Consider the following 20,653-nt stretch of genomic DNA (forward strand, 5'->3'; position numbering starts at 1 on the left):
CCACCGGCGAGGTAGGCAACTCACCGGCGAGGTCAGCCGACCGGCACGGCGCGCGGCTCGACGACCTGGCCGTCGGGTCGGTCCAGCGCGGGACCGTTCGCGCCGCGGGCGCCGACGCACGCGACCCCGGCCGCGCGCAGGTGACCGGGCCGGCCACGGCACCGACTATCGCCGCGGCACACACCCCACAGCCGCTGCAGGCCGCGGCTGCGGCGCCCCAGGACGAGGTCGCCGAGCGTGACCGCGTGATCCTCGAGCTGGCTCGTGAGGGTGGCTCGGAACGGCAGATCGCCGCGCAGACCCCGTGGTCGCGATCCACGGTCAACCGCGTGCTCAAGCGCCACGGTGTGCGCGCCGGCCAGCGCGCGACGACGTTCGACCTTGCGCCGGCGGGCGCGGACGGAGCCGCGCGGAATCAAGGGCACGGATCGTTCCTGCCGCTTCATCATTGCCGCCGCGACCGGCGCGCAAGCGGGCCACGGCCCGCCGCCTGGGACACAACTTCCCGGCCACGTCGCTGCGCTCCTTATTTCGACCGAGAACTTCTTCCCCTGTCGCCCTGCGGGTTGACGCGCCGGCCGCTGCTGACGGCACTGGCTCCGCTATCAGGAACGATCCCCACCACTGAACGCAGGAGGGCGACATGGTCACCGTCACCGTCTACAGCACTGGTCCGTCGTGCATCCGATGCCGCATGACGATCGACAAGCTGCAGGACAAGGGAGTCACGCCGGTCGTGGTCCAGCTGGCCGAGAACCCGGCCGCGCACGAGTACGTGACCGAAGAGCTCGGCTACAGCGAGGCCCCCGTGGTCGTCGTCGAGGACGGCACCGGACAGGACCACTGGAGCGGGTTTCGACCCGACCAGATCGCTCGCGTGGCCCGGGCGGCCTGACCGTAGGCGCAGCAGAGAGGGTAGAGACCATGACCACCACGGCACGGGTCCTGGCCGCGAACGCCGCGGCCTGGGACTACTGGCGCTGGCACGCCGGCCAGGCCGACGCCTGGGTGAGCGACTACCTCGCCGCCCGCGGGTTGCGCGGCACGGTCGCCGGCCAGGCCCCGGCCGGGTGGGCGCGGCTGGTGCCCACGCTGACCAAGCGAGGCTTCACCGAGGCTGAGCTGCTCGACGCCGGCCTGGCCGTGCGCGCCGGCAACGGCTCGGTGGGCGATGCCTTCCGGGACCGGATCATGCTGCCCATCTGCGATGACGCAGGGCAGATCATCGGATTCACCGCACGTGGCAACTCGGCCAGCGACGATGCAAACGAGCCGCCGGCGGAGTACCTGAACACCACCAGCACGGCCGTCTACGACAAGAGCCGGGCGCTGTACGGGCTGGACGCCAAGACCACACAGCGACTACGCCGCGGCGCAACACCGGTACTGGTCGAGGGCGCCCTCGACGCCGAGGCCGTGCGCCGCACCGGCGCCGACCTCGTGCCCCTGGCCGCGTGTGGCACCGCCATCACCACCGGCCACCTCGAGGCGCTGCGAGCCATCGACCCCGACAGCGTGGGCCGGCTGATCCTGGCCACCGACGCCGACACCGCGGGCCAGCGGGCCACCTGCCGCCTGGTCGGGCTGCTCACGCCCGACGAGGTCGCCACCGTGCGCGTCGCCGAGCTCGAGCCCGACACCGACCCGGCCGACCTGATCCAGCAGGGCCGGCGCACCGACCTGCGGGCCGCACTGGTCCACCAAGCCCGAACCCTGGCCGAGGTCGCCATCGACGCCACCCTGGCCAGCTACGACCTGACCAGCATCGAGGGCAGCGCCGCCCTGCGGCATGTCACCGCCGCCGTCGCGAGCCAGAACCCGGCCACCCTGGCCCATGCGACGACCCACCTGACCCACCGCCTGGCCCCCGTGCTGGACCACGACATCGTCGCCGGCGAGATGGTCGACGCCATCACCACTTCGAGCAGCGGGGACGGTAAGTGATCCGAACGAGTCTGCAGCACCACTGGTCCAGGTTCGCCGAGCCGGTGGCGGCCCAGCTGCGGATCGACCGCACCGGGCTCACTCCGGTGCCACGGCGCTGGAGCGAGCCTTCAACGAGGAATCCGACGATCACGCTGGTGAGAACACCTCTCAGATGGCCTACGCTGGAAAAGCGCCCCTGTCGTCGACTCTCTCAAGGCGCCACAAATCACGCCCAGGCTTAACTTCGACGCCGAACACGTATCCCCGCGAGTCAAGTCCTGCATAGGCCGCTGCTGCGGCGCGCCGCCATCGCTGCCGTCGCAGTCGACAGATTGAAACATCGCAGTACTCCCCGACCTCTGTCGGTGGATCCGTAGAGGCCGAACCGAGGGAATGAATCCGTCCGCCTTGATACTCAAAGAGGCCGAGGACTAGTTCGCCGCGGGCCAGGCAGACTGCGGCGAACAGACTACCATTGCGCGCCGCGAGGCCAGGAGAATCTACAGCTTGGCGACCGGCCAGCAAATGCATGAATGCAGCGCTGTTCGAATCTCGCGCCTCCGGCTCTGTGGAACTCATGGTTCTAGTGTAGCGCTCCACGTGGCCCACCTGTCATTCACCGCGCCCGCATCAGTTTCTAGCCATGTCATCTGCAGCATCATCCGATCGCTCGAAACGAATTGATGCGGCAATGTTAGCCGGACCCCATTCCGTGAGTCGACCGCATCGATCGCGCAACTGTCGACAAATGCGCCGCATTCGAAGGTTGTAGGATTCCCGACAGGGATCCCCTTGGAATCAATGTCGTCGAAAGAATTTATCGTCACGTGCGCTGGAGGATTGTCGCTGGTGACCTCAAGAGACACTCCGCCGGTCGTCTCTGTCAAGACTTGGCTGTCTTCCCAGTTCACGCTCTCCGGGATTTCGTCCGGCTCGCCACTGTTGTCCCTGCTGGCCGCGATGCGCACCGCCCTGGCCAGCAACGTCCTGGACCCCGCCTCGATCATCATCGACGCCCGCCGCGCCGCTGAACCCCAGGTCGCCACCGTCACCAAGATCGATGCCCTGGCCCGCTACGACCGCCCCGCGCCCACCTTGGACAGCTACGACGCCCTGCTGGCCGGGAACGACCGATGACCGGCAACGACGCCGCTCTGGCCGCGATCAACGTCGCCACCCGCAACCTCTACCTGGCCACCGTGCGCACCGAAGCGCAGCCCCTCGCAGACGCCGCCCTGCGCGAACAACAGTCCCACCTGGCCTACCTCGCCGACGTCCTTGCCGCCGAGGTCGACGCCCGAGCCGAACGCCGCCGGCAACGACGGATCAAGGAAGCCAAGTTCCCCCGCACCAAACGGCTCGCCGACTTCGACACCAGCTGCTCACCCATCGACGGCGCGACCCTGGCCGCCCTGGCCACCGGCACCTACCTCGAGGCCGGCCAGCCCGTCGTCCTGCTCGGCGACTCCGGAACCGGCAAGACCCACCTGCTCATCGCACTCGGCATCGCGGCCTGCCAGACGGGCAAAGCCGTGCGTTACCTGCGCGAACCTCATCAACGAACTCGTCGAAGCCGCCGACGACCGCCAACTCGCCCGCACCGTGGCCCGCTACGGCCGCCTCGACCTCCTCCTGCTCGACGAGCTCGGCTACGTCCACGCCGACCCCCGCGGCGCCGAACTGCTCTTCCAGATCATGACCGAACGCGAAGAGAAAGCCTCCATCGACATCGCGACCAACCTGCCCTTCAGCGAATGGGGCACCGTCTTCCCCGACCCCCGCCTCGTGGCCGCGATCGTCGACCGCATCACCTTCAACGCCCACATCCTGCAAACCGGCACCGAGTCCTACCGGCTCCGCACCTCCCAACACCGCCCCACCAGCCGGGGCCAAGATTCATGACGACAAGTGGGGCCAGAACACTTGACTACACGCACCTGGGAGCGGTTCACGCCGTTCCTGGCGTTCCCGCCGATGCTGCGCCGGGTCATCTACACCACGAACTCGATCGAGTCGCTGAACGACCAGCTACGCAAGATCATCAAGAACCGCGGCCACTTCCCGAACGACGACGCGGTCCGCAAGCTGTTGTGGCTGGCGATCTGCACCATCGAGGACAAGCGCGCCCGCGCCCGGGCCAAGGAACGCGGCCTGCCAGCCGGCAAGCGCAAGGCCTCCGGCAGGCTCGTCGAGGGCCAGGTCACCACGAACTGGAAGCAGGCCCTGGCCCAACTCGCGCTCGCCTACCCCGAGCGCATCGACCCCTACCTCTGAACTGCGCACTTACACAGAGAAGTTGACAAGCCCTTGGCAGGCGACCTGCAGCGCGAGTTCCCTGACCAGCGGGGCTGGTCACGGTCGAACCTGCTGTACATGCGGCGGGCCGCGGAGACCTGGCCCACGGAGGAGGAGTTCGTCCAACAACCCGTTGGACGATTGCCGTGGGGGCACGTGACGGTGCTGCTCGACCGGCTCAAGACCCGTGAAGAGCGCGACTGGTACGCCGAGAGGGCGGTCGAGGACGGCTGGTCGCGCGCGCTACTCGAGCACCAGATCAAGGCGGACCTGCGCGGCGCCATCGGCGCAGCGCCGACGAACTTCACCGACGCCCTGGAAGCCCCGGACTCCGAGCTGGCGCAGCAGCTGGTCAGGGACCCCTACGTCTTCGAGCACCTGGCGATGGTCGAACGCGTCGCCGAGCGCGATGTCGAGCAGGCACTGATGGACCGGCTGCAAGACACGATGCTCGAACTGGGTCGCGGCATGGCATTCGTCGGCCGCCAGGTGCGCCTGAGCGTGCCCGACGACGCCAGCGACCGCGTCGACGAATTCTACGTCGACCTGCTGTTCTTCCACGTCGAGCAACTGCGCTACGTCGTGGTCGAACTCAAGATCGGGCCTTTCGAGCCCGCCCACGTCGGCCAACTGGGCACCTACATCGCGATCGTCGACGACCAGATCCGTCGACCCGAGATCCACGCACCCACGATCGGGATCCTGCTGTGCACCGGCAAGTCGGGCCCGACGGTGCGGTACGCGTTGGCCAGTACCAGCGCGCCCGTCGCCGTCGCGGACTACCAAGGCCTGCCGGCAGACGCCCGCGGCGTGCTGCCCAGCGCGGCCGAGCTCGAGGCCGTCATCGAAGACGAACTCGACCACCGCCGTGACGATCCGGCCTCCATCGCTAGCCCTCACCCGACCTTGGGGTCTGGTGCCCGAGACGCACAAGAGCGGGCCCGCACCTAAGGAAGGTGCGGGCCCGCTCCGTCTCTCAGCCGGACGTGGTGGTCGTTGTGCCCCAGTAGTTCGACCGCTAGCGGGGTACAACAGCCGCCGTCCGAGAGCGGCCCTCGTCCACGAGGCCCCCGACTCGTCAGTGGCTGGTCGGTAGTTCGGACAGTTGCTACGACCGCTCAGTTCGCGCCCGGCGAAGGAAGATTATGGGTCCAACCACCGGTGCGAAGACGGCCAGCGTAAGCCATCCCAACCCATCTCTGCCCCCTCGGGCGATCCAGGTGGCGATCGCGCAGACCATCAGAACTAGTGCGGAGAAGATGGCCGCCACGGCGAGAGTCCAGAGGGCGTCATACTCTGCCGAAATGAACATCTATCCTCCGGATTCTCGAATCAATGGTGAGAGTTAGAAATCAGCCGTGTGGCTGAACCTGTCATTCCCCACCTCAATGACAAGCGTGTACGAGCGCCCCCCACCAGCGCAGAGGATATCTCCATCCATCACCATCGACGCCCGAGCCGGCGCGCCTGATGTCGACTCGGTCTTGCGGTTGACGCTGAGCGATGCCGAAGCGCACCCCTGGGCGTACCGGTAGCTGCCAGTGTGCGCACGTAGAATCTTGTCGCGCCCCGAGTGCCAAATCTCGGCGTCGACGGCGAACTTCATCTTCGTCGTGCCCCTGGTCCAATCGACAAAGCAGTCGTCGACGGTGTTGTACGTCGACCGGTGCACGGTGTACCCGCATCCGAGCCACCGCCTTGGCATGATGCCATCCGTCGCCGCCGGCTGCTGAACGGAGAGGACCGCGATGGAGCCATCCTCGTAGCGCTTGACGGTCTCCGATTTACCGAGGGCGTCGTTGGTCTCGACGGAGACTGGCGCCGCGGTGGGATCGTTGGCATCCCATGCCACGCCGCGATCAAGCTTCTCGAACAACTCATCTTGGGTCGCGGTCGGTACCGAGTAGCGGTCCATGATGTCCCGGAAGTACTGCTCATCATCGACCTCGGGGCGATCAATCACCGCTGACGCTGGCGCGGCCTGCTGTTAAGTGTCTGGTGTGTCTGTGCCAGGAGCAGCACTTGCAGGACCCACTAGGGCCAGCGCGGCAACCGCCGCAACTAGGGTAACGCTGGAAGCCACTTTGCTTCTCAAGATGGTAATCAAATCCTCTCGTTCGTGACGATTGTCGCTCGTAGCAACGAAACCGTACCTCAGTTTCCGAGGCCGCTGTCAAGGGGGCTCATGGGACTCGGTTGGCGCAAAGCGCGCGATCCGCGACGCGTTCTGATCGTCGACGCTGGGTCCAGCAACACCCCATATCCAGGCCAGACGTCCGTCACGGTTGGTGCTCACGGACGTCGGGGAACATGCCTGCCGGCGGAGCGATGTAGGGCAACGGTTCGCCGCGCTTGGAGGCGTTCTCGGTGCCCTCGGTCGCCGTGGCGAACGGACCGTCGGGATCCATCAGGACGGTCATGTGATGGTCGACGTGGTCGCGCCACCACACGCTCATGCCGGTGGCGGGGTCGAGGCGCAGGTGTTCCCAGGACCGCCAGAGCGCTTCGAGCCGGATCACGGCCTCAGGGTGCTGCCACCAGCGGCCGGCCCAGCACCGGTGGCGGCCGTCGATGCGGCGCCGGTAGACGTGGCGCAGGTAGTCGCGCACGAACTCGTCGACGGACCCGTAGTACAGCTGCGGGGTCTCGTCGGGCTCACCAACCTCGTCGCCCGGCTCGACGTCGTCCGGGGTGCCGATGTCGTCTTCGCCCCAGTCGCTCATGCCGTGGTCCTTTCGAGTTCGCCGGCCTCCACCTCGGCGACCGAGTCTTCCGCTTCCTGGATCGTGCGTGCGGCCTGCGGGTCGTGGGCGTCGAGGGACGCCTGCACGGCGGCAGCGTGCGGGCCGGTCATCCAGGGCTTGGTTCGGATCAGGGTGGGTCGTGATCCGGAGGCCAGGACCACGGCGCGACCCTTGGGCAGGGCGGCGAGGTCGGCGACGTCGAGGATGCGTTCACGGTGCAGCTGCTGGGAGACGGTGCGATGTCCCCGACCGGACGACGTCGAGGACTGCAGGCGGTCGTAGTCGCCGATCATGCGTGACAGGTCCTCGAGGAAGACGGTCTCGGAGACGCCGCCGCCGTAGACCTTGACGTTGGAGGCGCTCCACAGCTTCTTCATCCCGGACTCTCCCCATACCTCGACGCCCTGGGACCAGGACTGCAAGATCGTCATGAGCACGATCCCGCGCGAGCCGTAGTGGGAGTACAGGTTGGGCAGCTCGCGCCACCGGCACACGTTCGCGGCTTCGTCCAGGACGCCGAGCAGCGGCGTGGCCAGCCGGCCGCCGGCGGAGGCGGCAGCGAGCTCTTCAGCGGCTTCGACGACGGCGACGGTCAGGGCGGTGACCAGGGGTCCGGCGGTGCCGCGCCCCTCCTTGGACAGCGAGTACAGGGTGCCGCCTTCGGCGCCCACGAAGTCCTCGGGCCGCAGCTGGGGGCGGTCGTCGGCCGGCCCGTTCGGGGTGACCCAGCGGGCGACCTGCCGGTTCGTCAGGCACGAGGCCATCTGCTGGGCGGTGCCGAACACGCCACCGCGCTGCTTATCCGGGGCCGCCACGACGCCGGCGACCTGGTCCGAGGTCAGGGTGAAGCCGTGCTCGCGCAGGATGTCGACGGCCGTCTCGTCGGTGGGGCGGGTCAGCCAGGAGTACACGTCGGTGATCGGTCGGGAGTCCAGGGCCGCGGCCAGCAGCAGCCCGGCGAGCAGGTCCTGTCCGGCGGGGTCGAAGTAGGCGTCGGTCTTGGCGCCCGGGTCGCGGGACCCGGAGGCGAAGTGCTCGGCGAGCTTGGCGGCGCGGACCTCGTCGGTGACGTAGGACAGCGGGTTCCACCACCACGTCGGTTCCTCGCGCGCGATCGCCTGCGGGTCGAAGACCCACACTGGCCCGGCCGCGGCGCGCACGTCGCGGGTGGCGTCGACGACGTCGCGCTTGTTCGACGTCACCAGCACCGACCCTGGCGCCTCGAGGATCGCCGGTACCGCGCGGGAGGTCGTCTTGCCGGTGCGCGGGCCCCAGATGTCGATGTGCATGTCCTCCCAGGAGCCGAACAGCGGCTGCCCCGTGCCGACGGTCTGGCCGATCGGGACCCCGGGGGTCTCGCCGGCGCCCAGGCGGCGAGCCTTGGCGGCGGCGCTCTTGCGGCTCAGGTCGGCGACGTCGCGGCCGCGGCCCATGTAGGCCGCGGCGCGGTCCACCCGGGAGCGGCGACGGCGCATCCGAGTCATCGCGACCGTGGCCACGACGGTCAGGACCAGGATCACGGAGGCCACCACACCCAGCACCCACCAGCCGGGAGTGCCCGGCCACGCGAGCTCGCCGTCGAGGATCCCGAAGAACACGTCGAAGGGGTTGGCCGGGACGGTCTCGCCGGTACCGGCGATGCGATGACCGATCCGCATCGCGAAGTACAGCGATCCGACGACCAGCACGACCAGCACGATGCCGACCCAGAGCAGCGCCATCTCGCCGGTCAGGCCGCCGGGGTCTCGGCGGCGGTTGTTCGGGGTGCTCATGCTGGCGTTCCTTCCTCGATGCGGCCGGTGCGAGACTGATCCGTCCAGCGCGCCGCACTCATGTGCAGGGACCGCTCGGCCGCGGTGAGCACCAGGTCGACCGGGATGCCGGGCCTGCCGCCGACCTTGACCAGGAACTTGCCGCGCCCGGGTGGAGGTGCTTGCTGGCCCTCCTTGGAGTCCCACGCCGGCGGGTCCTGCCAGCCGCCGAGCAGATCCTGCTCGGCGCCCGACAGCGACACGATGGAGGACAGCAGCGGCATCTCGCTGAACGGCAGGCCTCCGCACACGACCAGGCCCGACCGCTCGATGAACCCCATGGCCTTCTGCCGGTCCTCTTCGTAGGGCAAGGACCGCAGATCCTTCATGGTGTGGGTGATCATCGCCAGGCCGACGCCGACGGTGCGGTTCAGCCGCGTCAGGTAGTCGACGCGATCGACGAGGCCGGGGCCGGCCTTGAGCGCCTGGTGCAGCTCGTCGAGGATCACGAAGTAGTGCCTACGCGCCTCCAAATCGAAGTCGGCCAGCGTCTGGGCCGTCTTGACCACGGCGAAGCCGGCCGACCAGGAGGCCAGCAGGGCGACCGCCCGCAGATCGGCATCGGACTGCGGAATCGCCGAGACGTCGTAGACGACGGCGCGGTCACGCCGCATCGGCTGCGTGGTCGGTCGGGCGAACACGTCGCCGAACTTTCCACCGGGGCACAGCGCCACGAGGGAGGCCTCGAGCTCTTCGGTGATCGCCTGGTACTTCGAGGTGGTGCCGCGGTCCAGCGCTGCCTCCCGCAGCTCGGGCGGCGCGGCACGCACCACCTGCAGCAGGTCCGGGATCAACGGCACGCCGTCGTGGTGCTCGTCAAGCCAGTCGATGGCCCGCGACAGGATTGTGCTCTCGCGTGCCGTCGGTTCGCTCTTGCGCAGCACGGTGATCAGTGACAGCACCATGTTCAGACGCAGTCCTTGGGCGTCGGCCAGGACCTCGTCAGCGGCCTGGTCGTACCCGGCCGAGCGCAGTCGGGCCGCCGCCTGGGGGGCCTCCCCGGGATCGAGCACATTCAGCGAGCCACGGTGGCGACCGAGCGGGATCACCTGACCACCGAGCTGCTCGACCATCCGGATGTAGTCCGGCCGGGTGTCCCCGAGCACCAGTGGGCTGACGCCCATGCCGGCCAGGCCGACCGCCATGCGCATCACCGCCGACGTCTTGCCCAGACCGGGACGACCCAGGAAGAACACGGACGGGTTGCCGATGAGGTTGGCACGCTGGTACCAGCTGATCGGGTCGCAGCACACCGTCGCGCCGGTCTGAATGTGCCGCCCGAACGGCACACCGATCGCAGGAGCAGCCGCACCGATCGAGTAGGCAACTCACCGGCGAGGTAGGCAAGTAGTCCGTGAGGTAGGCGTCGACCCTGCGAGGCGACTCGCTCCTCGCGCTACCTCGCCGAGAGGTTGCCTACCTCGGCAGGAGGTTGCCTACCTCGCGGTCAGTCGAGACGGCCGACGTGCGCCATCGCCTGGCGCACGAGAGCCCCCTGGCCGTTGACCATCTCGGCCTGGACCGTGTCGCTGCACGCCTCCTCGGGCGTGAGCCAGGCGAGGTCGAGCGCGTTCTGCTGCGGGCGGCAGTCACCCGTCACCGGCACCACGTAGGCGAGCGAGATCGCGTGCTGGCGCGGGTCGTGGAACGGCGTGATGCCCGGGGTCGGGAAGTACTCAGCGACCGTGAACGGCTGCGGGGAGGCAGGCACCCGGGGGAGGGCCACCGGACCCAGGTCCTTCTCGATGTGGCGCAGCAGGGCGTCGCGGACGCGCTCGTGGTACAGCACCCGGCCCGTCACCAGGGCGCGGGTCATGTTGCCCAGCGGGCTGGCGCGCAGCAGCAGACCCACGGCGACGACGTCGCCCGAGTCGTCGACGCGGACCGGGATGGCGTCGACGTACACCAGGGGCAGCTGCGCACGCACGGAGGCGAGGTCCTCGGGCGTGAGCCAGCCGGTCGGGCCGGGCTCGTGTCCGTTGTCGTCGTCGGGAGGGAACTCGGCGGTGTCGGTCACCCCTCGTTTGTACCAGCCGCACGGTGGTGAGGGCTCGTGCAGGTGTGATCCACTGGTCGGAGTCCGACCACGCGGTCCGGGAATACCCCGAGGGGTTTCATTGCTCGCACCCGTAGCAGGACATCCCAACGAGAGGACTTCGCATGGCCACCGTCGAGCTCACCGACTCCACCTTCGAGCAGGCGATCAAGGACAACGACATCGTGCTGGTCGACTTCTGGGCCTCCTGGTGCGGCCCGTGCCGCCAGTTCGCGCCCGTCTTCGAGGCGTCGAGCGAGGAGAACCCCGACGTCGTGCACGGCAAGCTCGACACCGAGGCGCAGCAGCAGATCGCCGCCGCCGCCGGTGTCACCGCCATCCCGACGCTCATGGCGTTCCGCGAGGGCATCATGGTCTTCAACCAGGCCGGCGCCCTGCCCGCGCCCGCTCTGAAGCAGGTCGTCGACGCGGTCAAGGACCTGGACATGGACGACGTCCGGGAGCAGATCGCCGCGGCGCAGGACGGCCAGCACCAGGACTGAGCATCGTCTCGCCACGAACGGCCGCCCCGGGTCTCCGGGGCGGCCGTTCGTCGTTCCTCGGCCCTCAGCCGTCGAACGGCAGGGTGAGGGTGGAGTCGGGGCCGGTGGTCACGGTCGGGGTGGCGGTGCCCAGGGCGCTCCAGATCTCGAGGCGGACGGTGCCGTCGTCGAGGTCGCCGAGGGTGCCGTCCTGCGTCGTGAGGCGTCCCTGCGAGGTGTAGGTCTCGTCGCCGGGGACGGGGTCGGTGGCGAAGTAGCCGTAGGTCTCGATGCGGTCCCAGGTGCCGTCGCCGGTGAGGTCGTAGCTGACGCGGGCCTGGACGGCCTGGCCGACGTCGTCGCCGGCGTCGACGGCGAGCGAGAACGTCGTCTCGCCGGTGTGGGTGCCGGTGAGTCCGGCGGCCTCGAAGACGGCGGGCTGGTGCGGGGTGCCGTCGTGGTTCTGGCCACCGGCCGAGGTGAGCTGGACGGTGCCCTCGGGTCCGGCCAGTGCGGGCAGGGAGCCGTCGTCGCCGAGGTAGCGCACCGGCCCTGCACCCGGTTCCTCGCTGGGCCCGGGACTGGGTTCGGGGCTGGGCTCCGGAGTCGGGTCCGGCGTCGGCGACGGATCCTCGGAGGGCTCCGGTGTGGGCTCCTCCGACGGCTCCGGGGTCGGGCTCGGCGTCGGGCCACCGGTGGCGTCGCCGCCGGCGAAGGTGTGCGCTCCCGTGGCCACCACCTGGCCGGCCGGGACGTCGACGACGGTGCCGTCGGAGAAGGTCACCGTCCGGTCGGCGGCGGTGACGTTGGAGGCGACGTACGTGCGTCCCTGGTCGCCGTCGAACGCCGCGGCCAGCGGGTCGTCGGCGCGGGTGTCCGTCGCGAGAGTCCCCAGCGCCGCCAGGTTGGCGATCCAGTGGTACGTGTGCGCGGGCGTCTCGCCCTCCTCGGGGGTGAAGGACGTCGACTCCAGCAGTGACAGGGCGCGGTCGGCGTCGCCGAGCGCGAGGTACTGCCACAGGATGTCCTGCCAGACGGTCGGGGGGCCGCCGTTGACCCGCTCCAGGTGGTCGTACGCGGCACGCACCGTGGCGGGCGAGGTCCCGAGGTAGAGGTGGGAGCCGGTGATCGGCAGGGTGTTGATGCCCTGGATCTTCTCCGCCTCGGCGCTGAACCACGTGGCGTACGACCCGCCGTCGCCCCAGACCATGCCGACCACGGGGTGCCCGAAGCTCCCGGGGTAGGCCGCGCCGTCGACGTCGAACCAGTACCGCTGGATCGCCGCGGCCTGCGTCGCGTAGAGGTACACCCCGGCGTCGCGCACCGCGGTGTCCCCGGTGGCCTCGCCCCACTGGACCAGGGCGCCGGCGAAGTTCATGCCCTCCGAGCTCGACTCCTGGTTGTTGCCCGCCGCGAAGGCGCCGTGCCCCGAGGCCCAGTCGTGCCCGGCGTAGACGTCGAAGTCGCGCAGGTAGGGGAACCGGGTCTCGTCGCGGTCGTACCCGTTGGCGTCCCGGATCAGCAGGTCCACCATCTCGCCGTAGTCGGCCGTCCACTGCGGGTCGAACCGTGCCAGGGTCGCGGCGGCCGCGATGTAGTAGCCGTAGTGGAAGTGGTGGTCGTTCAGCTCGGTGTCCGAGCCGTAGGAGCCGGGGTGCCCGACGAGCGTGCCCCACCCGTCGTCGTAGGCGAAGACCTGCTCCGTCTTGCCCGCGGTGGCGGTGAACCAGTCGGTCAGCACCGCGCGGACGTCGGCCAGTGCGGCGTCCCGCTGAGCCGTGCGGCCGAGCTGGTCGGCGATCTCCACGACGCGGGTGGCTCGCCCGAGCGCCTTGCCGGTCCAGTAGGTGTCCGCCTTCTGCTGGTCCAGGGGGTCGCCGAGCTGGTCCAGCAGCGCCTCGAGGCGGTCGCGCTCGGCGCCCGACGACGTCGCCACCGCGGGCAGCTCGGTCAGCACGCCGGTGTACGGGGTGGTCGTGGTGAACTGCGCGGTCCCGGTGAGCACGGCCATGTCGCCACGCGGCGACGTGTAGGTCGCCCCGGCGGCCTCCGCCCCGGTGAGGTACGCGCTCTGGTGCGGGTACAGCGCCGCGACGGTGCCGCCGTCGTCGGCCCCCGGCCAGGGTGTGGTCTCCAGGTGGTACGTGGTGCGCACGACGCCGGCGCCGGCGTCGTAGGCGTAGTCGGCCCGGGTGCCGGTCACGGGGGAGCGGGCGGCGTCGGTGTAGGTCTGGACGAGGTCGTCCCGCTCGGCGGGTCCGACGTCGGGCAGCAGGGCGACGGCGAAGGTCGCGGCCGGGGCCGTCAGCGACGTGCCGCTCGTCGTCCAGGACACGTCGGACGGCAGGACGGCCAGGTAGTCGGCGCCGCCGACGCTCAGGCCGACGCGGCCCGGCTCGTCCAGCCAGACGTCGGGCGAGCCGGCGAGCGTCAGCAGGGCGTCGCCGCCGGTCGCCTCGAACCAGGAGATCGGCAGCCCGTGGCCGATGGTGGCGCGCAGCGACTGCTCGCCGTCGTCCCAGACCGGGTCGACCGTCCAGTCCGTCCAGCCCCCGACGGCCACGTGGGGGGCGTCCAGGCCGACGACGCCGGCGCGCAGGTCCTCGGCGTACTCGTAGTGGTACTCCGAGACCCCGGCGGGGTCACCGGTGACGGTCGCCTCGGTGGTGTAGGAGATGCCCAGGCCGCCGGCCGAGGGCAGATAGCTCGCCGGGTGCGCGTGCAGGGGTGGGCTGAACGAGCAGTCGAAGACCTTGTAGGCCAGCGAGGTCCACCAGTCGTTGGTGGGCAGCGGGGTGCTGGGCGCGTCGTCCGTGACGAACGCGCGGGGGTCTGCCTCGACGGCGGCGCACCCCTGGGGTGTCGGGCCGACGGTGTCGGTCGTGTAGCTGCCGGCGCCCACGTCGACGACGTCGGCGTGGGCCGGGGTGGCGGTGGCCACGAGGCCGCCGGTCAGGATCGCGAGGGTGGCCAGGGCTGCGGTCCGGCGCGCGCGTACGGGGTCGTTCCAGGGTGTGGACATGCGTCACCTCATGGTTGATGTGCTCCGTCACGGCTTCCGTCCGGAAGCCCCCTGTCGGCCCCGTTGCCGACTCCGGACGAGCTCGTGGGAGCGATACCACCACACGATACGGAGTGTGGTGACACGTGCAACCGGTGACGCCCACGTGTGCTGGGGCGCGGCTCGTCCGGGGGTTCAGCGCCGCCACTCGTCGCGATAGTCCGGGTGGTCGGAGAAGTCGGCCGCGCGTTCGCGCATCAGGCCCTCGACCCAGGACGCCTGGCCGGGGCCGAACAGGCCCTGCTCGTACTGGTCGGCCTGGGCGTGCAGCTCGCGCAGCTCCGCCTCGCGTTCCGGCGTCAGCGGCGGGTGGCCGTGCTCCTCGCGGTGCTTGCCCTCGTGGGACAGGAGCTCGGAGATCCGGGCCTTGAGGAACTCGCTCAGCGTGGACATGGCGTCGGTCCTTTCACCACCCCGACGGACCGCGCGGCGTGCGTCCCGTCACCCCTGACGCTACGCCGGGACGGCCCGCGCGTCGCGGGATGGTGCTGGTGCGCGAGGCGGGAGTCGAACCCGCACGTCCGAGGACACTGAGACCTAAACCCAGCGCGTCTGCCTGTTCCGCCACTCGCGCGTGGCCACCCCGATCTTACGGGGCCGGCGGCTCAGGCGGCGTCGAGCCCGAGCTGGGTGCGCAGCCGGGCGACGTGCCCCGTCGCCTTGACGTTGTACTGGGCGAGCTCGACGGTGCCGTCGGCGCCGACCACGATGGTCGAGCGGATCACCCCGACGTAGGTGCGGCCGTAGTTCTTCTTCTCGCCCCACGCGCCGTAGGCCTCGAGGACCTCGTGCTCCGGGTCCGAGGCGAGGGGGTAGGTCAGCGCGTCGCGCTCGACGAACCGGGCGAGCTTCTCGGGCTCGTCGGGGGAGATGCCGACGACGGCGTACCCGGCGCCCTGCAGGGCGTCCAGCGAGTCGCGGAAGTCGCAGGCCTCCTTCGTGCACCCCGGGGTCATGGCCGCGGGGTAGAAGTAGACGACCACGCCCCGCTCGGCGCTCTGTCGCAGCGTCGCCAGCGAGACGGTGCTCCCGTCGGCGGTCGGCAGGGTGAAGTCGGGCGCGGTGTCGCCGGCGGCGAGACGGGTCACGGGAGCTCCTGGTGCTGCGGGGACGGGACCGCGCTCAGCCTAGCCGGACCGGGTGCTGGGAGCGTTCGGACGATGCGGGGGCGACGGCGGTTCTCGCGTAGCGTGGCCCTCGTGAGTTCCGCAGCACCTTCTCCCGCGTCGACGGGCGGCGAGGCCACCGAGCCGCTGCCGATCCGCATGCTCCACGACCGCGTCCTGGTCGACCCCGAGGTGGACTCGGCCGAGCGGCAGTCCGCGGCCGGTCTGGTCATCCCCGCCACCGCCACGGGACCGAAGCGCCTGGCGTGGGCGAAGGTCGTCGCCAAGGGCGAGCACGTCCGCCAGGTCGAGGTCGGCGATCGCGTGCTCTACGATCCCGAGGAGCGCGCCGAGGTCGAGCTCGGCGGGACCGACTACGTGCTGCTGCGCGAACGGGACGTGCACGCCGTCGCCGAGCGGTCCGACGAGAGCGGCGCGACGGGCCTGTACCTGTGACCTGCACCGCTGTCGCGGAGGTCACACGCCGGCGGGTCGGATCCAGGTACCGCGCCGCGCTGAGGTGCTGGTAGAGTTTCACACCGCTACGCGCCATTAGCTCAATTGGCAGAGCAGCTGACTCTTAATCAGCGGGTTTGGGGTTCGAGTCCCTGATGGCGCACCACGCACGGTCCGGTCACGTCGTGACCGGACCGTCGTACCGCGGTCGGCGTCGAGGATCTCGTGCCGGGCGTGACGCGCCATTAGCTCAATTGGCAGAGCAGCTGACTCTTAATCAGCGGGTTTGGGGTTCGAGTCCCTGATGGCGCACCAACGAGGCCCCCGTCGCATCGGCGACGGGGGCCTTCGTCGTTCCCGGTGGCGTCCTCAGTCGTCGACGGTCAGCGCCAGCACGCCGCGCACCGCCGCGGTGGAGCGCGCCACGGACGCCGACGCGAGGTCGTCGCGCACCTGCCGGTCGGCGAACGTGTGCGCCTGGCGCACCCATCGGTCCGCGGCGTTCCAGTCGCCGTCGTCGGCCGCCTCCAGGGCGCGGTGCATCCGGTCGACGATCCGTGCGCCGACCTGCTCGCGGACGAGGCCGGACTCGACCCGGTGCTGGACGAGCTCGGCGACGTCGGTGTACCACGACGGGTCGGCCGCGACGTCCGCGGGGACGTAGCCCGCCTCGACGGCGGCGCCGGTGACGGCCACGACCTCGTCGACGTACTCCTCCTCGTCCGGGTACCAGGCGGCCAGCGTCGCGTCGTCGACCGGACGGGACGACCCGTCGATGAAGCAGAAGCCGGGGCCGGTGTTGAGTCCCGAGTTCAGCCGCACCGGGACCTCCTGCGCGGCCAGGCGGATGCCGCCCCGACCGAGACCGAGGTCGTCGCGGTCCACGGAGCCGTCCGCGAGGAGGTCGATGGCGGGCGCCGACGGCGGAGCGTCCCCACCTGCCGCCCAGTCCGCCACGTGGTCGTACGCCGCGCCCTGGACCATGTGCTGCGGGACGCGGGAGCCGGACGGCTCGTCGCACGTCTGCGGCGTGCCCGGGTACCCGCCGGGGGCCGTGCCGATGTCACGGATGCGCAGGCGGCCGTAGTCCGTGATGAGCTTCCAGTCGCCGTGGGAGGCACCGGCGACCTCCCAGGTGCGCAGCGTGTCGCTGTCCGGCTGGCGCTGGGCCGCGCCCAGCAGGTCGATCGCGACGTCGGTCTCGCTGTTGATCTTGAGCACCGGGGTCTCGACCGCGTCACGGAGGGGCCCGCCGCCGCCGTGCAGCACGACCGCGTCGACGACGTCGCCGCCCGGGTCGACGGAGTTGACGTACGACCACAGGCGCCCGGCCGACTGGGAGTGACCGGTGGCGACCACGGTCTCCGCCTCCAGCGGGCCCAGCGGGGCGGTGCCGGCGGGCTCGCGGACGGCGCCGACGGCCTGGCTGAAGACGTCCCAGGACAGGGTGTCGTCGGTGACCGTGCCGCCGTCGGTCAGGTCGAGGGAGCCGTACCGGTCGGGGCTCCACGACCGCAGTCCGGTGCCGGAGTGGACCCCGGCCCGCTGCGCCGAGACGCCGACCCAGGCGTAGCCCTCGCGCAGGAGGTGCTCGTGGGTCTGGAACCAGTCGACCTCCTGGTCCCACTGGTTGGAGACGTTGTACCACTCGGTGATGACGGTGCCGTTGAACGCGCCCGGGTCCGTGGGGCGCCGCACGACCATCCGGGTGCGGTACTCGTGGCCGGTGCTGATCACCTCCGCGTCGGAGGTGCCGTCGGCGTCGTAGCGGGTCGCCTCGCCGGAGAGGAAGAACTCCTGCTCGACGTAGCCGTGGTCGGCCAGGTCGACGTCGGTGGCGAGGAAGGGGTACCCGTGGGCCGGGTCCCCGACGGCGGTCGTGGCGGGGACCGGGCCGGTCACGGCGGGGTCCGGGGTGTCGGGTGCCGCCGAGGCGGCCGGGAGGGAGAGTGCGGACGCCAGCAGGGTGAGGCCTGTTCCTGCGGCGACGGCACGTCGTCGGCTGACGGACATCGATGACTCCTTCGTCACGGCCCGACAGGCGGGCCTGTTCGTCGGTCGTCGGCAGCCTAGGAGCGGTGCAGCACTTTGTCCATCGATTGAACAAGTTCTGGCGTGTCGCTGTCAGAAGTGGTCGAGGTCTTGCGCGCCCGTCCTGCGACGCAGGGTGCAGGATGGGGAGATGATCTCCACCGAGCTCGCCACCCGGTTGCGCGACGCGGGACTGATCTGGAAGCCAGCCGACGGCGACCGGTTCCACATCGACGCACCGGAGCTCCGCGAGGACGTCTTCACCATCTCCACGCTGGTCGTCGAGACGCACCACTTCGACACCGGCACGGTGCTCGGCTTCAACGGGACCACCGAGTGGGCCCTGGACTCGGTCGACATCGACGACACGCTGTGGCTACCGCGCGAGGACCAGCTCCGCGACCTGCTGGGCGGCACCTTCCGCTCGCTGCACGCCGAGGACGACGTCTTCACCGTCGAGGTGGAGCTGCTCGGCGAGCGCCGGACCTTCGACGCCCCGGAGGCCGCCGACGCCTACGGGGAGGCGTTGCTGGCCCTCATCGGCCTCTCGTCGGGATGACGGCGTCGGGCCCCGGCCCGACTACCCTGGTCCGGTGCCGAACTCACCGCAGGAGAACCCGGACGTCCCGCAGGACACCCCGGTCGAGGACTCCGTCGACACCCGACACCACCGCCGTCCGCTGAGCTACGTGCGCCGCACCGCCCGCCTGACCGCGGGCCAGCAGAGGGCCTGGGACACCCGCCGGCACCGCTACCTGATCGAGGTCCCGCGCGAGCACCGCGACATGTCGGTGCACCCGGACTGGCAGCTCGACCCCGCCGCGGAGTTCGGCCGCACCGCGCCCCTCGTCCTGGAGATCGGGACCGGCCTGGGCGAGTGCGTCGTGCACGCCGCGGCGACGCACCCCGAGCGCGACCACCTGGCCGTCGAGGTCTACCGTCCGGGCGTCGCGCAGACCATCGTGCGCGCGGGGCACGCCGGGGCCGACCCGGCCGTCGCCGGCGGCGACCCGGGCCACGAGCTCGACAACCTGCGGATCATGCAGGTCGACGCCGCCGAGCTGCTCGGGCACGGCCTGCCCGAGGCGAGCCTCGACGAGCTGTGGGTGTTCTTCCCGGACCCGTGGCCCAAGAAGCGCCACCACAAGCGCCGGCTGGTCACCCCCGCCTTCGCCGAGCTGGCGGCCCGCGCGATCAAGCCCGGTGGCCGGTGGCGGTTGGCCACCGACTGGGCCGAGTACGGCGAGGTGATGCTCGAGGTGCTCGACGCCGCCGAGGGCTTCCGCAACGCCCACGGCCCCGGCCGGCGCGCCCCGCGCTTCGAGGGTCGCGTCATGACCAGCTTCGAGCGCAAGGGTCTGAACGCCGGGCGCAGCGTGACCGACCTGGAGTACGTCCGGCTCTGACCTCAGTCGTCCAGGCCGCGCGCCGCCAGGGCCTCGCCCAGGGCGTCGGCCCGCCGCAGCGACCCCACCACCAGCGGCACCGCGAAGGCCCGCACGTCGCGCTCGCGGCCCCGGGCGCGCTGCGCGTCCCGCACCCGCGCGGCCAGGTCGGTGAGCACGGGGACGGACCGCAGGGTCAGGGCCAGCACCAGCGCGGCACGCTCCGGGTCGAGGCCCCACCGGCGCCCCGGCCGCAGCACGCGCTCCACGACGTCCAGGACCTGCGCCGTCGGGGTGGTGGCCGTGACGAGACCGGCGAGGGCCACGAGGGCCACGAGCCGCGTGCTCAGCACCACCGCCTCGACGGGCCCCAGTACCCACCACTGCACCGCCAGCAGGCACACCACGACCCAGCGCAGCGGCCTGATCTGGGCCCAGAGCGCCCGCGGTCCCAGCCCGGCCAGGGCGAACACCGCCATGACGCCGACGACGGCGAGGGCGGCTCCCCGCGGTCCGTCCACGGTGAGCAGCGCCAGCGAGCACACGCACAGCCCGGCGAGCTTCGTCCCCGCGCCGAGCCGGTGCACCGGGGACGTAGAGGTCCTCGGGGGTGCCATGGCGGGCGGCGGGCCGGCAGTCATCGGACCGGCGCTCCCATCAGCGCGCGGTAGGCCGGCACCGCCACGGCCGGGACGTCGTCGACCACGACCCGGCCCTCGTCGACCACCAGCACCCGTTCGTAGTCGCCCACGAGGTCCAGGTCGTGGGTGACCAGCACCACCCGCTGCTCCAGCGCCGCCAGCCGCTGCGCGACGAACCGGGTGTTGCGCAGGTCCAGCAGGGTCGTCGGTTCGTCGGCCACCACGACGTCCGGGCGGGACACCAGCACGCTGGACAGCGCCAGGAGCTGCTTCTGGCCCCCGGAGAGCAGGTGCGCCGGATGGTCCGCGTGCCCGGCCAGGCCGTGCCGCTCCAGCTCGGCCGCCACCCGGGCGCCGACCTCGGCGCGGGACAGCCCGGAGCCGCGCAGCGAGAACGCGACGTCCTCGGCGACGGTCGGCATGACGATCTGGGCGTCCGGGTCGGTGAACACGAACCCGACCCGCCGGCGCACGGCGCGGCCGTGCCGGGCCACGTCCAGCCCGTCGACCAGCACCCGGCCCGACGTCGGGGCCACCAGGCCGTTGAGCAGCCGCGCGAGTGTCGACTTGCCCGAGCCGTTCGCGCCGATCACCGCCACCCGGTGCTCGGTCAGCCGGACCGACACCCCGCGCAGCACGTGCCGGCCCTCGCGGCGCACGTGCACGTCGTCCAGCACGAT

20 protein-coding genes, 3 tRNA genes and 2 pseudogenes are annotated in these 20,653 nt (G+C 70.9%); 12 read left to right on the forward strand and 13 right to left on the reverse strand.

The genetic code is table 11. From position 1 onward, the window contains the following. Window positions 1–32 precede the first annotated feature (32 nt). Window positions 33–425: a hypothetical protein gene (locus PO879_RS05475; protein WP_278236919.1), complete on the reverse strand. Its 393-nt coding sequence runs from the start codon at window positions 423–425 to the stop codon at window positions 33–35. Between the two features lie 218 nt (window positions 426–643). On the opposite strand from PO879_RS05475, the gene PO879_RS05480 reads away from it, so the two are divergent. The 6 genes and pseudogenes from PO879_RS05480 to PO879_RS05505 all read left to right on the forward strand — a co-directional run bounded on the left by PO879_RS05480 (window position 644) and on the right by PO879_RS05505 (window position 5,172). After that, window positions 644–895: a glutaredoxin family protein gene (locus PO879_RS05480; RefSeq protein ID WP_278236920.1), complete on the forward strand. Its 252-nt coding sequence runs from the start codon at window positions 644–646 to the stop codon at window positions 893–895. Between the two features lie 29 nt (window positions 896–924). Beyond that, window positions 925–1,944, forward strand: a complete 1,020-nt coding sequence (locus tag PO879_RS05485) for a toprim domain-containing protein (RefSeq protein ID WP_278236921.1) — start codon at window positions 925–927, stop codon at window positions 1,942–1,944. A gap of 924 nt (window positions 1,945–2,868) precedes the next feature. Continuing rightward, entirely contained in the window at window positions 2,869–3,063 is a 195-nt protein-coding gene (locus tag PO879_RS05490; protein WP_278236922.1) for a hypothetical protein, read from the forward strand. Next, window positions 3,060–3,828, forward strand: a pseudogene (gene istB / locus PO879_RS05495) (IS21-like element helper ATPase IstB). The gene PO879_RS05490 and the pseudogene istB overlap by 4 nt, the downstream one beginning before the upstream one ends. A gap of 36 nt (window positions 3,829–3,864) precedes the next feature. After that, window positions 3,865–4,200 (forward strand): annotated as a pseudogene (locus PO879_RS05500) (transposase); the annotation flags it as partial. A gap of 33 nt (window positions 4,201–4,233) precedes the next feature. Beyond that, window positions 4,234–5,172: a PDDEXK nuclease domain-containing protein gene (locus PO879_RS05505; protein WP_278236923.1), complete on the forward strand. Its 939-nt coding sequence runs from the start codon at window positions 4,234–4,236 to the stop codon at window positions 5,170–5,172. Between the two features lie 394 nt (window positions 5,173–5,566). On the opposite strand, the gene PO879_RS05510 is transcribed toward PO879_RS05505, so the two are convergent. The 5 genes from PO879_RS05510 to PO879_RS05530 form a co-directional block, all read right to left on the reverse strand. Then, entirely contained in the window at window positions 5,567–6,184 is a 618-nt protein-coding gene (locus PO879_RS05510; protein WP_278236924.1) for a hypothetical protein, read from the reverse strand. Between the two features lie 316 nt (window positions 6,185–6,500). After that, window positions 6,501–6,944, reverse strand: a complete 444-nt coding sequence (locus tag PO879_RS05515) for a DUF4913 domain-containing protein (RefSeq protein WP_278236925.1) — start codon at window positions 6,942–6,944, stop codon at window positions 6,501–6,503. Further along, window positions 6,941–8,737, reverse strand: coding sequence for a type IV secretory system conjugative DNA transfer family protein (locus PO879_RS05520; protein WP_278236926.1), 1,797 nt, complete (start codon window positions 8,735–8,737; stop codon window positions 6,941–6,943). Before PO879_RS05520 ends, PO879_RS05515 begins: the two co-directional genes overlap by 4 nt. Next, on the reverse strand, window positions 8,734–9,921 hold the full coding sequence (locus tag PO879_RS05525; RefSeq protein ID WP_278236927.1) for a type IV secretory system conjugative DNA transfer family protein: 1,188 nt from the start codon (window positions 9,919–9,921) through the stop codon (window positions 8,734–8,736). The genes PO879_RS05520 and PO879_RS05525 overlap by 4 nt, the downstream gene beginning before the upstream one ends. A gap of 302 nt (window positions 9,922–10,223) precedes the next feature. Next, on the reverse strand, window positions 10,224–10,793 hold the full coding sequence (locus PO879_RS05530; protein WP_278236928.1) for an NUDIX hydrolase family protein: 570 nt from the start codon (window positions 10,791–10,793) through the stop codon (window positions 10,224–10,226). 143 nt (window positions 10,794–10,936) lie between these two features. Here PO879_RS05530 and trxA point away from each other — a divergent pair, with 143 nt between their 5' ends. Beyond that, a complete protein-coding gene (gene trxA, locus PO879_RS05535; RefSeq protein ID WP_278236929.1) occupies window positions 10,937–11,314 on the forward strand; it encodes a thioredoxin in 378 nt (125 codons plus the stop codon). A gap of 64 nt (window positions 11,315–11,378) precedes the next feature. Here trxA and PO879_RS05540 read toward each other — a convergent pair whose 3' ends face one another. The 4 genes from PO879_RS05540 to bcp all read right to left on the reverse strand — a co-directional run bounded on the left by PO879_RS05540 (window position 11,379) and on the right by bcp (window position 15,442). Further along, window positions 11,379–14,315: a glycosyl hydrolase gene (locus tag PO879_RS05540; RefSeq protein ID WP_278236930.1), complete on the reverse strand. Its 2,937-nt coding sequence runs from the start codon at window positions 14,313–14,315 to the stop codon at window positions 11,379–11,381. A 174-nt stretch (window positions 14,316–14,489) separates the two neighbouring features. Next, window positions 14,490–14,747, reverse strand: coding sequence for a hypothetical protein (locus PO879_RS05545; RefSeq protein ID WP_278236931.1), 258 nt, complete (start codon window positions 14,745–14,747; stop codon window positions 14,490–14,492). A 96-nt stretch (window positions 14,748–14,843) separates the two neighbouring features. Then, window positions 14,844–14,928, reverse strand: a tRNA-Leu gene (locus tag PO879_RS05550). Between the two features lie 31 nt (window positions 14,929–14,959). Further along, complete coding sequence (gene bcp / locus PO879_RS05555; RefSeq protein ID WP_278236932.1) at window positions 14,960–15,442, reverse strand: thioredoxin-dependent thiol peroxidase; 483 nt, start codon at window positions 15,440–15,442, stop codon at window positions 14,960–14,962. 177 nt (window positions 15,443–15,619) lie between these two features. Here bcp and PO879_RS05560 point away from each other — a divergent pair, with 177 nt between their 5' ends. From PO879_RS05560 to PO879_RS05570, 3 genes are all read left to right on the forward strand, one after another. Continuing rightward, window positions 15,620–15,916, forward strand: coding sequence for a co-chaperone GroES (locus PO879_RS05560; RefSeq protein ID WP_278237459.1), 297 nt, complete (start codon window positions 15,620–15,622; stop codon window positions 15,914–15,916). A 90-nt stretch (window positions 15,917–16,006) separates the two neighbouring features. Beyond that, window positions 16,007–16,082 (forward strand) — tRNA-Lys (locus PO879_RS05565). A gap of 73 nt (window positions 16,083–16,155) precedes the next feature. Then, a tRNA-Lys gene (locus PO879_RS05570) sits at window positions 16,156–16,231 on the forward strand. Between the two features lie 54 nt (window positions 16,232–16,285). Here PO879_RS05570 and PO879_RS05575 read toward each other — a convergent pair. After that, window positions 16,286–17,929, reverse strand: coding sequence for an alpha/beta hydrolase domain-containing protein (locus tag PO879_RS05575; RefSeq protein ID WP_278236933.1), 1,644 nt, complete (start codon window positions 17,927–17,929; stop codon window positions 16,286–16,288). A 169-nt stretch (window positions 17,930–18,098) separates the two neighbouring features. Between PO879_RS05575 and PO879_RS05580 the strand changes: the two genes are divergently transcribed. Together PO879_RS05580 and trmB are read left to right on the forward strand one after the other, a co-directional pair. Next, on the forward strand, window positions 18,099–18,506 hold the full coding sequence (locus PO879_RS05580; protein ID WP_278236934.1) for a pilus assembly protein CpaE: 408 nt from the start codon (window positions 18,099–18,101) through the stop codon (window positions 18,504–18,506). A 34-nt stretch (window positions 18,507–18,540) separates the two neighbouring features. After that, entirely contained in the window at window positions 18,541–19,353 is an 813-nt protein-coding gene (gene trmB / locus PO879_RS05585) for a tRNA (guanosine(46)-N7)-methyltransferase TrmB (RefSeq protein ID WP_278236935.1), read from the forward strand. Window positions 19,354–19,355: 2 nt separating this feature from the next. Here the strand turns inward: trmB and PO879_RS05590 are convergent, their stop codons facing one another. Then, window positions 19,356–19,919 carry an energy-coupling factor transporter transmembrane component T gene (locus tag PO879_RS05590; RefSeq protein ID WP_278236936.1) on the reverse strand — a complete coding sequence of 188 codons (564 nt, stop codon included), beginning with the start codon at window positions 19,917–19,919 and terminating at the stop codon, window positions 19,356–19,358. Window positions 19,920–19,969: 50 nt separating this feature from the next. After that, window positions 19,970–20,653: an ABC transporter ATP-binding protein gene (locus tag PO879_RS05595; RefSeq protein ID WP_278237460.1), complete on the reverse strand. Its 684-nt coding sequence runs from the start codon at window positions 20,651–20,653 to the stop codon at window positions 19,970–19,972.

It is taken from the genome of Isoptericola sp. AK164 (genome assembly GCF_029643425.1).
Classification (GTDB): domain Bacteria; phylum Actinomycetota; class Actinomycetes; order Actinomycetales; family Cellulomonadaceae; genus Isoptericola; species Isoptericola haloaureus.

Bases quoted from the DNA above. Each gene is read 5' to 3' on its own strand.
- PO879_RS05525 (WP_278236927.1), bottom strand. From the start codon at position 9,921: ATGGCGGTCGGCCTGGCCGGCATGGGCGTCAGCCCACTGGTGCTCGGG.
- PO879_RS05515 (WP_278236925.1), bottom strand. From the start codon at position 6,944: ATGAGCGACTGGGGCGAAGACGACATCGGCACCCCGGACGACGTCGAG.
- PO879_RS05480 (WP_278236920.1), top strand. From the start codon at position 644: ATGGTCACCGTCACCGTCTACAGCACTGGTCCGTCGTGCATCCGATGC.
- PO879_RS05560 (WP_278237459.1), top strand. From the start codon at position 15,620: ATGCTCCACGACCGCGTCCTGGTCGACCCCGAGGTGGACTCGGCCGAG.
- PO879_RS05575 (WP_278236933.1), bottom strand. From the start codon at position 17,929: ATGTCCGTCAGCCGACGACGTGCCGTCGCCGCAGGAACAGGCCTCACC.
- trxA (WP_278236929.1), top strand. From the start codon at position 10,937: ATGGCCACCGTCGAGCTCACCGACTCCACCTTCGAGCAGGCGATCAAG.
- PO879_RS05520 (WP_278236926.1), bottom strand. From the start codon at position 8,737: ATGAGCACCCCGAACAACCGCCGCCGAGACCCCGGCGGCCTGACCGGC.
- PO879_RS05540 (WP_278236930.1), bottom strand. From the start codon at position 14,315: ATGTCCACACCCTGGAACGACCCCGTACGCGCGCGCCGGACCGCAGCC.
- PO879_RS05580 (WP_278236934.1), top strand. From the start codon at position 18,099: ATGATCTCCACCGAGCTCGCCACCCGGTTGCGCGACGCGGGACTGATC.
- PO879_RS05545 (WP_278236931.1), bottom strand. From the start codon at position 14,747: ATGTCCACGCTGAGCGAGTTCCTCAAGGCCCGGATCTCCGAGCTCCTG.
- PO879_RS05485 (WP_278236921.1), top strand. From the start codon at position 925: ATGACCACCACGGCACGGGTCCTGGCCGCGAACGCCGCGGCCTGGGAC.